The sequence below is a fragment of the Pantoea sp. X-Soil-TKNS-1280 genome, from assembly GCF_059730475.1.
In genome coordinates, this window is the sequence record NZ_AP035962.1 from 75852 (window position 1) to 88035 (window position 12184).

At 51.0% G+C, this 12184-nt stretch carries 12 protein-coding genes; 7 read left to right on the plus strand and 5 right to left on the minus strand.

The window, feature by feature from the left end; all coding sequences use genetic code 11:
• Nucleotides 1-365: 365 nt before the first annotated feature.
• The 5 genes from AC6I8X_RS00375 (at nt 366) to AC6I8X_RS00395 (ending at nt 6840) form a co-directional block, all read left to right on the plus strand.
• Nucleotides 366-1106, plus strand: coding sequence for an alpha/beta hydrolase (locus tag AC6I8X_RS00375; RefSeq protein WP_310616225.1), 741 nt, complete (start codon nt 366-368; stop codon nt 1104-1106).
• A 130-nt stretch (nt 1107-1236) separates the two neighbouring features.
• Complete coding sequence (locus tag AC6I8X_RS00380; RefSeq protein ID WP_497840369.1) at nt 1237-1674, plus strand: DcrB-related protein; 438 nt, start codon at nt 1237-1239, stop codon at nt 1672-1674.
• Between the two features lie 17 nt (nt 1675-1691).
• The gene (locus tag AC6I8X_RS00385) at nt 1692-5939 is read left to right on the plus strand and encodes an RHS repeat-associated core domain-containing protein (protein WP_497840370.1); all 4248 of its coding nucleotides are present in this window, start codon (nt 1692-1694) and stop codon (nt 5937-5939) included.
• Nucleotides 5936-6196 carry a DUF6966 domain-containing protein gene (locus tag AC6I8X_RS00390; protein ID WP_497840371.1) on the plus strand — a complete coding sequence of 87 codons (261 nt, stop codon included), beginning with the start codon at nt 5936-5938 and terminating at the stop codon, nt 6194-6196. Before AC6I8X_RS00385 ends, AC6I8X_RS00390 begins: the two co-directional genes overlap by 4 nt.
• 248 nt (nt 6197-6444) lie before the next feature.
• The gene (locus AC6I8X_RS00395) at nt 6445-6840 is read left to right on the plus strand and encodes a helix-turn-helix domain-containing protein (protein WP_497840372.1); all 396 of its coding nucleotides are present in this window, start codon (nt 6445-6447) and stop codon (nt 6838-6840) included.
• Here AC6I8X_RS00395 and AC6I8X_RS00400 read toward each other — a convergent pair.
• From AC6I8X_RS00400 to AC6I8X_RS00410, 3 genes are all read right to left on the minus strand, one after another.
• A complete protein-coding gene (locus AC6I8X_RS00400; RefSeq protein ID WP_497840373.1) occupies nt 6800-7648 on the minus strand; it encodes an AraC family transcriptional regulator in 849 nt (282 codons plus the stop codon). The two genes, AC6I8X_RS00395 and AC6I8X_RS00400, sit on opposite strands and share 41 nt — an antisense overlap.
• Before the next feature lie 281 nt (nt 7649-7929).
• Nucleotides 7930-8421, minus strand: coding sequence for a GNAT family N-acetyltransferase (locus tag AC6I8X_RS00405; protein WP_497840374.1), 492 nt, complete (start codon nt 8419-8421; stop codon nt 7930-7932).
• A gap of 85 nt (nt 8422-8506) precedes the next feature.
• A complete protein-coding gene (locus tag AC6I8X_RS00410) occupies nt 8507-9775 on the minus strand; it encodes a hypothetical protein (RefSeq protein ID WP_497840375.1) in 1269 nt (422 codons plus the stop codon).
• A 22-nt stretch (nt 9776-9797) separates the two neighbouring features.
• On the opposite strand from AC6I8X_RS00410, the gene AC6I8X_RS00415 reads away from it, so the two are divergent.
• Both AC6I8X_RS00415 and AC6I8X_RS00420 read left to right on the plus strand, forming a co-directional pair.
• Nucleotides 9798-10235: an ASCH domain-containing protein gene (locus AC6I8X_RS00415; protein WP_497840376.1), complete on the plus strand. Its 438-nt coding sequence runs from the start codon at nt 9798-9800 to the stop codon at nt 10233-10235.
• Nucleotides 10232-10777, plus strand: coding sequence for an ATP-binding protein (locus AC6I8X_RS00420; protein WP_497840377.1), 546 nt, complete (start codon nt 10232-10234; stop codon nt 10775-10777). The genes AC6I8X_RS00415 and AC6I8X_RS00420 overlap by 4 nt, the downstream gene beginning before the upstream one ends.
• Before the next feature lie 251 nt (nt 10778-11028).
• On the opposite strand, the gene AC6I8X_RS00425 is transcribed toward AC6I8X_RS00420, so the two are convergent.
• Together AC6I8X_RS00425 and sid are read right to left on the minus strand one after the other, a co-directional pair.
• Complete coding sequence (locus AC6I8X_RS00425; RefSeq protein ID WP_084871612.1) at nt 11029-11277, minus strand: ogr/Delta-like zinc finger family protein; 249 nt, start codon at nt 11275-11277, stop codon at nt 11029-11031.
• Nucleotides 11274-11987: a capsid size-determining scaffold Sid gene (sid, locus tag AC6I8X_RS00430; protein ID WP_497840378.1), complete on the minus strand. Its 714-nt coding sequence runs from the start codon at nt 11985-11987 to the stop codon at nt 11274-11276. The genes AC6I8X_RS00425 and sid overlap by 4 nt, the downstream gene beginning before the upstream one ends.
• Between the last annotated feature and the right edge of the window lie 197 nt (nt 11988-12184).

The window sequence follows — 12184 nt, forward strand, 5'->3', positions numbered from 1 at the left end:
TTCTGGTCCATAATTATATTGGGTGAAAATACACACCAATATTTGCTACCTTTCTCTATAGATTCATTTGGGCTTATTATAAAGTCAGGTTTTTTCTTCTGGGGTTGGATTCTGCTGCAGGCTGCTGTGCCATCGTGGTGAGTTGCCGGAACGCTTGTTGTTGTTTTCATTCAGGATTTGGAGCCAGAGAGATGAAGTCGATTTTTTTATCCGCATTGATTTCCCTGATTTATCTTCCCAGCGCATTTGCCAATAAGGAAATTCCGATCTGGCCAAATGAAGTGTCAGGAAATAATACATTTATTAACTTTAGTAAGAACCTGGCAGATAATAATCGTGCTGTCACAAAGGTGGAATCACCGGAAATGATTTATGTTCCACCGGCCGGGGAAAATAATCATTCGGCGGTGCTTATCATTCCGGGTGGGGGATTTTCTTATATTATGGAAGATCTCGAGGGGCTGGATGTGGCAAAGGTCCTGAGTAAAAAAGGCTATTCCTCGTTCGTGCTGCTTTACCGCATGCCACACGGTGGATCAGAGGTTAACCGCAATGATGCTTTCGCTGATGTTCAGCGCGCCATGCGCCTGATTCGCGCCAATGCTGACCAATACCAGGTCGCGCCGAATCAGATTGGTGTGATGGGCTTTTCGGCCGGTGCCTTCCTGGCGGCCAATGTCAGCAACGATCCTGATGCCAGCAATTACCCGGCAAAGGATGAGCAGGATAAGGTTTCCGCGCGTCCTGATTTTGCTGCGCTGATCTATCCGGTGCTGTCGCTGAAAGATGGCGTCACTCATAACGGCACGCGTGCGGCAATGTATGGCAAAGATATCAGTGATGACGTCAAACAACGTTATTCACAGGAAAACCGGGTATCCGCTCATACGCCCCCCACTTTCCTTGCCCAGGCGCTGAATGATGGCACAGCCTCGCCACAGAACACCTTGCGGATGTTTGACGCGTTGCGCAAAAACAAGGTGCCGGTTGAGCTGCATCTGTTTCAGCTGGGGGGACATGGTTTTGGCATCGTGAAAAAACAGGACATTCCGGCAAAAAACTGGCCGACGCTGTTTAGTGACTGGCAGGCAAACCTGGTGAAGTAAGGGAATTTACAACAGCGCGATTTATCGCGCTGTACCAGTCAGCAGAAAATTCAGTACCAGCTTAAAATGTGGTCAATGGCGACTTCATATGAGAGACTCCCTTACGTTTTAAGCATAGGGAATGCGCTCAATGAACGACTCAACTCAATTTTGTCTCTTCACGGAAGGCCTGATTGCGCTGCCTGACGGCTATCAGGATCGCACAGTCAATGTCTTTACGGTAACAGGTGCGGGTTTACCCGCGTTCAATATCTCCCGCGATACGCTCCACGCTGATGAAGCGCTGGATACGTATATTGATCGTCAACTGGCACTGATGGCGCAGCATCTGCAGGGCTGGAAACAGTTGCAACGTACCTCCGCCACGCTTGGCGAAAATCTCCTGTCGGGTGAAATCGTCCACGCCAGTTACCTGCGTGATGGCAGACGCGTCTGGCAGCAGCAGGCGGTTTTCACCCCGGACAACAGCAGAGTGCTGGTGTTCACCATGACTTCGATGGATGTACTGAGCGATACGGACACGTCGCGTTTTGCCTCCCTGCTCAGGAGCTTCCGTTTTCACGCTTAACGATAAGGAATGTTGTTATGTTTGAAGCTGCACGCGTCGGGGACGACATCGGGCATTCTCATGCCCTTGCAGGCATGATTGGCGGCACGCTGATTGGCGGATTGATTGCGGCGGTCGGGGGGATTGCCTCGGGCGCACTGATGATTGCCGGGCTGGGCGCAGCCTGTCTCGGTGTGGGTGTTCTGCTGATCGGTGCCAGCGTGGCGGTCGGCTGGATCACGGGGGAACTGGCGACGGCAGCCCGCGATGGCATTGCCGAAGCCGGTGCCGCCAGCATGTCGAAAGAAGGCACCATCACCACCGGCTCCGCCGATGTTTTTATCAATGGTCAGCCTGCGGCGGTCGCCACTTACAGCGAAGTGGACTGTTCTGATGACGGTTCGGAGCAGATGGCGGAAGGATCGTCCAGCGTCTTTATCAACGGCATGCCCGCCGCGCGCCTCGGGGACCATACCACCTGCGATGCAAAGGTGATGACCGGCTCCGCCAATGTGTTTATCGGTGGTGCTGCACAGCAGACCCTGCCGATCGAACCTGAAGTCCCTGAATGGTTATATAAATTCTCGGATCTGACGCTGCTGTTTGCCGGATTCGCCGGTGGCTGGGGCGGCATGGCCGGGAAGACCGGCGCGCTGAGCAAATTACTGAGCAGGTTGCCGGGCATCAACAAACTTGCGCGTATTGCCTGCCGGGCCGGGGTGCTGATGACCGGAGCCGCAGCGGCAGGGATTATTGCTCGCCCGGTGGATATCGTCAGCGGCCAGAAGTTTCTCAGCGGTGATGACGAGCTGGATTTTGTGCTGCCTTCCCGCCTGCCGGTGCGCTGGCAGCGCTACTGGCGCAGCGGTAATCCCGGCGACAGCGTGCTGGGCCGGGGCTGGAATCTATTCTGGGAAACCCGGCTGCAGCATTATCAGGATGGCCTGGTATGGCGCGCACCCTCCGGCGACTACATTTCTTTTCCCCGGGTTCCCCGGGGCCATCGCACCTGGTGTGCCGATGAAAAACAGTGGCTGGAACATCACCAGGATGACAGCTGGTCACTCTATGACATCAGCGGCGAGCGCTGGCACTTCCCGGTGTTATCCGATGATGAACCTTCCCTGCCGCTGCGTCTGAGTGATCGCGGTGGCAATGACATTCTGTTCACCTGGAACGCCGATCGCACCCTGCATGCCTTGACGGACAGCGCGGGGCAAACTGTGGTTTGTCGTTATAACGCGGGCCGCCTGACGGGCGCCTGGCGGGATGACGAGGTGTGCCTGGTCAGTTACGCTTATGATGATCAGCACCAGCTTGTTTGCGTAACTGGCCGGGGCGGTAGCGTGCGCCGTCGTTTTCAATGGCGTGACGGGTTGATGAGCGCCCATGAAGATGCAAACGGTCTGCTGAGTGAATATCGCTGGCAGGAAATCGACGGCCTGCCGCGTGTGGTCGCCTTTCGCCACAACGGCGGCGAACAGCTCGAATTCAGCTACGATTTTGCCGCAGGCACGCGGCGGGCGCTGCGTGACGATGGCGCGCAGGCGCACTGGCTGATTGATGACGACGACAATGTTGCCCGCTTCACCGATTTTGATGGTCGCCAGACCACCCTGATCTACGCAGACGGTGAGCTGAGTGATGTCATCCTGCCGGGCGGCGCAATGCGTCGCAGCAGCTGGGATAAATACGGCCGCATGACTTCAGAGACCGATCCGGCCGGACGCCGGACGGAATATCACTGGCATCGCCAGACTGACCTGATCACCCGTATCCAGCATCCCGACCAGACCAGCACGCAAAGCCTTTACGATGTGGCCGGACGCCTGCTGTCGGAAACCGACGCATCCGGCTATGCCACGGTTTATCACTACCCGGACGATGAAGAAACGCTGCCGGAAAGTGTGACCGATGCGACAGGCGGCGTGGTGCAACTGGCGTGGAATCGTCAGGGCTTGCTGACGCAGCGCACCGACTGCTCCGGCAGCGTCACCCGTTTCAGCTATGACCGTTTCGGCCAGCTTCTCCGCAGCGAAGACGCGGAAGGCAACGTGACGCAGCGCGAGTGGAACAACGCCGGGCAGCTGTGCACCCTGATTCATCCCGACGACAGCCGTGAAACGCTGATATGGAACCCGCGCGGTCAGCTGAGTGCCTGGCGCGACACGCTGGACAGTGAAATCCGCTGGGCTTACAACGTCGCAGGTCTGCCCGTCAGCCAGACCGATCGTCTCGGACGCACGCGTCGCTGGCATTATGATCCGCGCGGCAACTTGCTGCGGCTGGAGAACGGCAACGGGGGCGAATACCGTTTTGACTATGACGCCGCCGGTCGTCCGTTACGCGAAGTGCGCCCGGATGAAACCGAACGGCTGTGGCAGTGGGACGAGCGCGGCCAGCTCAGCGCGATGCGGGAAGACGGTATGCCCGGCCCGGATGGTGGACTGCCGCGTCGTATTCAGCAGTTTCGCTATGACGACAGTGGCCTGCTGACCGGACGCAGCCACCGCCATGCCGGATATCTTTACCGGCATGACCGCGCCGGTCAGCTGGTTAGCGTGACGCGCACGCCCACAGAGGAAGGAGCGGCGCTGGGTATCGAAGCGGATGAAATCCTTTTCCGGCGCGATACGTCAGGCCGTCTGCTGAGTGAATCAGGCAGCAGCGGCACGCTGGATTATCAGTGGGATGAACTGAACAACCTCACAGGTCTGACGCTGCCGGACGGGCAGCAGCTGAGCTGGCTGCATTACGGCTCCGGCCACGTCAGCGCCATACGTTTTAACCGGCAGCTGGTGAGTGAATTTACCCGTGACCGGCTGCACTGGGAAACCCGCCGCAGCCAGGGCGCACGCTGGCAGACGCGCGAATACGACAGCCTCGGTCGCCGCACGCGGCAGCAGAGCGCGGTGACAGACGGGGTAGCGCTGCCGGAGCAGGACATCCTGTCGCGCGCCTTCCGCTACAGCGCACGGGGTGAGCTGGCGGGTATCCACGACACGCTGCGCGGCCAGGTGGACTACGGTTATGACGCCGAAGGCCGCCTGCTGAAGCATTACGAAGCCCGGCAGGGCCACGCCAGCCGCTGGTTCCGCTACGATGCTGCCGACAACCTGGTGGATGAAGAGCAGGCTTCCGCCGCAGTGAGGGATAACCGTCTGCGGCAGTGGCAGCAGCTGTTTATGAAGTACGACGCGTGGGGCAACCTCATCCGTCGCCGCAGCGGCCAGTATGAGCAGCATTTTACTTACGACGCAGAAAACCGGCTGATAACCGCCAGCGGGAGCGGCCCGCAGGGTCAGTTTACCGCGCATTATCATTACGATGCGCTGGGCAGACGAACGCGCAAGGTTGTGAACAGCGGACAGGGTGAGCAGGAAACCCGCTTCCTGTGGCAGGGGTATCGCCTGTTACAGGAGCAGCAGGCGAACGGCAGCCGCCAGACCTATGTTTATGACCCGGAAGAAACCTGGAGCCCGCTGGCGCGGATTGACCATCAGTGGGATGCAGAACAGGGAGAGACAGTCTGGTTCAGTACGGACCTGAACGGCGCGCCGCTGGAAGTGACGGATGCAGAGGGTACGGTGCGCTGGAGCGGGCAGTATGGCAGCTTTGGCGAGGTGAGCAGACAGACGGAAGGGTTTTACCGTCTGCCGGGGAGCGCGTCGCTGCATCATCAGCCGCTGCGCTACGCCGGGCAGTACGCGGACCGGGAGACCGGACTGCACTATAATCTGTTCCGGTATTATGACCCGCAGGTGGGACGGTTTACGGTCCAGGACCCGGTGGGGTTAAGAGGTGGAACAAACCTTTACGCTTATGCACCCAATCCGTTCAACTGGATCGACCCGTTGGGACTATCAAGGTGTAATCTTGGTAAAACTACAGGTAAGTACTCAGCAGCAAAACCTGGTCCGTTAGATGATGGGTTAGCTGAAACTTTTTCTGGCGGAAGGTATAAAGAAGTTATTCTATCGAGAGATGTTGAATTTTATCGAGCTGGAGTCGGTGGTCGTCCATTTGGACAGTTCTTTAGCCTTGAGAAACCCATGAGTGTTATTCAAACGCGCATAGACAAGGCGGTATTACCTAAATGGCCGAATGGTGCATCATCTCCTATAGATAGCGTGTTTAAAGTTAACATCCCTGCAGGTACAAAAGTGTATGTAGGTGAGGTTGGTGCCCAAAATGGCTTCTATCTTGGTGGTACTGAGCAAATAGTCATCCCTAAAGCATGGGATATTCCTGGTGCAAAAATATTAGGTCAGTGGCCATTGTTATGAAAGATGCAATCAGAAACGTTATGTCAGATATTATTGAAATACTTTCCAGGAATAATGAAATGTCCTGGGCTGAAGTGTTTAATCTTTGTCTTATCCAGATTGAAAATGATTATGAAGAAGGACGGTATAACATAAAAAAATTGTACGGAGGTATGGGGTCGTTCAACGATGTTGTTTTACATAAAGATGGGCTACCTGTTAAAGATGATAATGAAAAATTAGATATCCTTCGTAAAAAGTTGTATCACTTACTGTAAAACAAAGCCGGAAGCGATCTTAACGATCCTTCCGGCTTTTTATTTTAGCCGCCCGCCGTCAGGATCTGGCCAGTCTCCATGAAGAGATACTCAGATTTATGACACAAACCCCAACCATCCACCCCAAACTGGCGAGTTAGCGTTATTTATTGGCCTTACGCATAAACATAGCCATTTGCGGTTTTTTTATAATCCTCCTGACTGACCGGATTCAGGCCCGGTTTTGCCTGACAGCATCGGGAGGAAGTATGGATATTAACGTGACCTTCATGCATCAGTTGCTGATCTGGATTGAAGCGAACATCGAGCAAAAACTGATTCTGGAGACCGTTGCCCAGCGGGCGGGGTATTCGCAGTGGCACCTGCAACGTCTGTTTCGCCGTTATACCGGTCTGGCGCTGGGTGCCTATATTCGTGAGAGGAAGTTAACCGCCTCGGTGATTGAACTGCTCAGTGGCAACACACCGTTGATGCACATCGCTTTGCAGTTCGGTTTTGATTCGCAGCAAACCTATTGCCGCACTTTCCGTCGCATGTTCAATTTGCCACCTGGCGCGTTTCGTCGTAAATATCAGCACAGCCTGCCGCCGATGGACGGCCCGGCTAGTCTGCTGATGCTGCATCCGCACGGTCTGCAGGCGTAGCAAAGTATTTACCCGGTGTTGATCCAAAGGCGTTGCGGAACGCACTGATATAGCTGCTGACATTTTCGAATCCAACCAGCCATGCCACCTGTTGCACACTCTTTCCGGCGGCGAGTTCCTGCAATGATTTCAGTAAACGCGCAACCTGACGATATTTTGCCAGGCTCATGCCAGTGGCGCTGGCCCAGTGACGGCTCAGGCTGCGCGGGCTGAGTCCGGCCCAGCGAGCCAGCTCCGGCCCGGTACGCGCGTCGGATGGGTCATCCATCAGCTGGCGGGCAATCTGCAACAAACGAGGGTCCTCAGGAAGCGGTAAGGTGAGCGGCTGGACCGATGCCTGGTAGAGTTCATCAAGAAAAACCTCGCTTAGCCGGTTGTAACGATCGCTGCCCCACAGGTCCGGTGATAAGGTCGCCAGCCTTTCGGCCAGTGGCTCCAGCAGTGCCGGGCAGGCCAATAGCACCGGACGATCCGGCAAGGGTATCGCCAGCGTTTCATCAATCAGCACCGTCCAGCCTGTCACGCGCCCCGGCCCGACGATGGCGTGTTCAAAGTGTGGCGGAATCCAGCCAACCAGACGTGGCGGATTGGCGAAGATGCCAGATGGCGTATTGACCGTCATTAACCCCTGTTTCAGGCAGTAAAGCTGCCCGGCGGCATGTTGATGCGTGCGGCTTTCGCGATCCAGCTCTTTGGATAGCGACACGGCAATGACTTTGGGCGCATCCGGCTGCATCAACCGTTGGCGTAAATCGTCTTTGCGTGGGTCGCCAGCGAAGGGGATGTTATCGGCAGGGTTGAATAGCATGAGGTGTCCTGGGTGGAGAAGGCCAAGTGGCGGAGATCACAGGAGTCTTTTGTTTCTATAACCAAATGAAAGAAAAGGGAAATATAATTTTTATTAAAAAATACACCCCCATAAATACCCCCAAATAGGATGTCCAAAGAAAATAAATTCTTTTAACCAGATAATATAAATGAGCAGGATACAAACATGAAAGTTATCCGTTTTTGGGGCTAACTTATTGATGTTGAGTGATTTTGTAATTGTATGAAATAAAAAGCCAAGCTTTATAGCTTGGCTTTTTATTAATTGGCGATGAAGAAATGCTCAGATTTATGAGGCCAGTACATATCCTCTACTGAAGAGTAAACCTTAAAACCATGCTTTTTCAGCAATGGTTGTAGTTCTGGGGTGCGATCTTCAGAAACAGAAATTATCGGACAGTTATCGAAGCGTTCTAAAGATAGACGCATCATGTCATCTGCCAGTCCTTGCTCTCGCGCATCAGGATGAACAAAAAATGTACAAATCTTGTTCTCATCTGACGATACTTTGAGCAGAGCGCATCCATAAACTCGATTCCCATCGTGCGCAACTACAGCTTGACGTTTACCTTCGCCCATTTGACGTACGAAAGTGAAATTAAGCCAAGCCTCAAAATTCGGATATAAGTACGAGACAGGCTTAAGAAAACTACGCATACGCAGTTTCGAAAAACGGGCGGCGGAGAACGCATCCTCAAAAAGGATGTCAGATTTATCCTGCTTTTTCAGCCAGATAGCTCTTTTTTGGTTCATTTCAAACCTCCAACCGTTCCATGTGTGACGATACCATTTTTAACAATCTTGCTTTAGATTCGGTTCGTTCGTTAAGCATTATATGTTATTTAAAAAACCAGTCACTCAATTTATTCGCAAAAACACTCAAAATGAGAGCAATCACAATGCTTCTCAGTATGATAAACAAGGAGTAGCGCGGATATCGGAATTTAGCAAAGGCTGAAAAGTTATTCAGTCGTTTAGGAGTGCTGTTTACGATGTCGGAGTTGATAGGCTTTGCTATCTCTTTCCAGTGAAAAATCAACATCTTAGGAACGTTCTGTATGGACTTAAGATGCTTGGTTTGAAGATATTTCTTCCACAGATCCCCCTCAAGAAAGCGGCACCGCGAATAGCCCTTGTCAGACATAACATATTCTGAGTCAACTTCTCTGATTATGAAAAAATGTACAGCATTTAGTGGGACTTTTTCAGTTATAAAGCAGTTTATACTTTCCGGTGTATTACGCACTTCGTTTATTCTGAAGTCAATTACTTCAACTGTTTCCTCTGTAGTGAGGAGGAAACGGTCTGAAGGCTTGTAGTATGTTGAAAGTGCTTTTTTGTTTGCACCCTCTAAAATTAATCTGAATCTAAAATACCCACTGGTTTCTTCTTTTAAGTCAAAATTGCTTAAAGGAAAGCTAATAATAGTACCCTCATCCTCGACATTATGAAGCTCAACACCGTTACCAAAGGAATTAGAGTTTACTAGCTCAATATTTGTGAAGAAGCGTATTTCTTCACCATCAGAAAAGGTAATATCAGAGTGATGATATCTACTGTCACTAAATGTGATATTTTTTATTTCCGTGTTGAATATAGCTGAAAGTAATAATACATCGTTGGCAACCTTTAGCCCCATCTGACTATCGTAGCTATTTTCATGAATAATAAATGGAATGTAAATGTTAATTCTGGAGTCAATGTTTTTGAATTTAACTCCAATATCTAAAAATGAGCTTGCTTCTCTTTCTTTCAATAAGCTCAATAGATATTTGAATGGTTTTTTTATCATTCCCCATAACATGGGTATGTACTTTATTGGGTAAACCCAGTCATTCTCACCTGAAGCTTCTTCCTTGCGAATAATCTCTTTGCTATTAAGTAACCAATAGTTGAAATGTAGCTCCAAATACTGTTTTTCTGTAATTGGGTTCATACCTACATCAGGAAGCGGGCCTACAAAACGATTAAGCCAATCATTACAATTCTCACAGCATTGGTGAGCAGGGCTGGAGTTGAAGAGACTGTGGCCACAATTTTGACAAGAACCATGTGTAGAGGATACGTTCTTGGCATCACCAGTCCATACTGCTAAGCTTTTTGCCATGTGAAAATCCACGAAGATTAAGATGGTTAAGATGATTTTATTGAGTGTTAAACCCTTTTATCTCGACAAGATATTAAATGGCAAAAAAATCATCGAGTTAAGAAAGAGAGTGGGTGTTGCATTTCAACCCAATACTAAAATTTATCTTTATGCTTCGTCACCTGTCAAGGCAATTGTTGGCACCGCCAGCTTGAAAGCGGTGGCAAAAGTCCCTTTGGATGAAGCTACCAATGAAAAGAATGATATTTTTAATAAAGCGTGTATAAGCCAGTCTGATTTCAATAGCTATTTTTTACACTCTGATTTCTGTTATTTTCTTCACCTTGAATCTGTCAAAAGAGCCAGTTCGCCAGTCTCTTTAAAAACATTACGCTCGATGGGTATTACTCCACCACAATCATTTTGTTATCTGGTGTCGGAAAATATCACAGCAATTGATGGCATTTTGGAGGGGAAATGATAATTGGTGTATTTGGTATTCCAGGTGTTGGTAAAACTACTTTGTGTAATAAGGTTTCAGAGGTTTTGCCAGATGTGCAGGTTTATAGCGCCTCTCAATTGATTAAGCTGTTCGATGGTGAGATTTCCTATAATAAATTATCTAGAGATAAAGTGAACTCCAACCAAATCAAACTCATCTCAGTAGCTAGAGAGTTGAAAGAAAGAGCACCTTGCTCTTCATATATATTAGATCTCCATAATATTATCGAGACTGAGTTTGAAGATGTTTATATCCCTAAGTGGGTTTTTGAAAGCCTAGGGCTTGATAGGGTGGTTTTCTTATATAAATCGCCTCTTGAAATCTTAATGCAAAGAAGCCTTGATCAGAAAGAAAGGTCATTCAAAACTCTTGAAGAGTTAGAGAAGTTACAACTAAAAGCCTTAGAGTATTTTAGGGAGGTATTCCCTAATGAAATTGCGAAAATTTTATTTCTTGGTAGCTTAACCATCGGCGAAGCGACTAATGTTCTTTATAAGGAAATTGAGTCTTATCTAACGTAATAAGACCATATTGCGCGCAATGCTATCCCCGCCACGCCTGCCCGCTTCATGCACCGCTTTTCATGCAGGTGCATGATCATGCTCAGGCCGCGTCAGACGGGCTGCTGTGTGTTTCTCTGGCCGGTCAAAACTGCATGCAGATCCATGCACCCTATGCATGCATACTATTTATACACGTCAGTATTCAGAAAATCTTCAGGTTTTGACAAAAAAATCCCCGCCGGATGGCAGGGATTGAACCGAATTTGTTATCAGTGCCGGAATGCAGAACCGTAGCGTCCCAGCGTCTGAGGTTGCCGCTGGGGTGGCGGTGGCGGTGGCGCCGGGGGTTGTTCCGGCTCTGGTGGCCGGGTGATAACTTTCACGATATTTTCATGCGTCTTGAAGGTGCTGGAGCATTCCAGGTTTGTGCACTGATGGTAAGACTCCTTTACCTGTTCAGAAAGATAGCGGCTGCTTTTAACGTGCGAAGAATGGCGGCAGAACGGGCAGCGCATCATTGTTTATTCTCCCTCTGCGCGCGTTTTGCTTTCAGTTGATGCAACAGCTTATGTACAGCAACCGGGCTGTTGTACAGGTGCATATCCACGCCGGTCAGTGCAGGACGGCGCAGTCCGATTTTCGTCAGTACCGGCTCGCCTTCCATATCCAGCGTCGCTTTATCCGCTGCACGGGTCAGCAGCTCCCCCACCTGACGGCCCAGAATGACTTCTGGTTCTTCATGGAAAGCGGCAGTCTGCTGACCGCTGTCACTGAGCTGCATTGCCATCAGTTTCAGTTTGATCCCGCGCAGCAGTTTCGGGCTGATGTTGCGCATAGCTGAATCCCACTGGCTTTCGGCATAAGCGGTGAACGCGGAATGATGCGCATGGACATACTGTCGGGCGGTAGAAACGGCATTAGTCATCTGGCCCTGTTTTTCCAGCTCCAGCTCTTCAATCAGCGCCGTGAATTCGTCGGCCAGCTCCTTGCTGGCGATACGCTGGCTGTGCTCGGCGCGCATTTCCGGCGTAATGGCACCACGCAGGCTGCGAAAGCGCGTGCGCCAGTTATTTTCCGCCTCCTTTCCACTCTCTATGGCGTCGTTACGTTCCTTTTCGCAACGGGTGATGGATGAATTAATCTCGTTGAGTTTCAGCATCTGCGCGGTGTGCGCTGCTTTTTCCCGGCTGAATGCTTCAATCTGCTGTGCAACAACGTCGGTGGTCATGGTGATTTTTCTCCCTCTGTAAAGGCTGAGGTCATTCTGCTGTGGCTGATAAAACAATTCATGCCGTGCCTGTCTGCTCTCCCACCACAGGACAAAGCCAGTGTGTTTGTGTCATTGATTTAGGCCTGCCAGGAAAAGAGGTGCTGTTTCGTGGCTCACCGGCTTCTCTGTCTCTGCTGTGGTGTAACAGGGGTTAC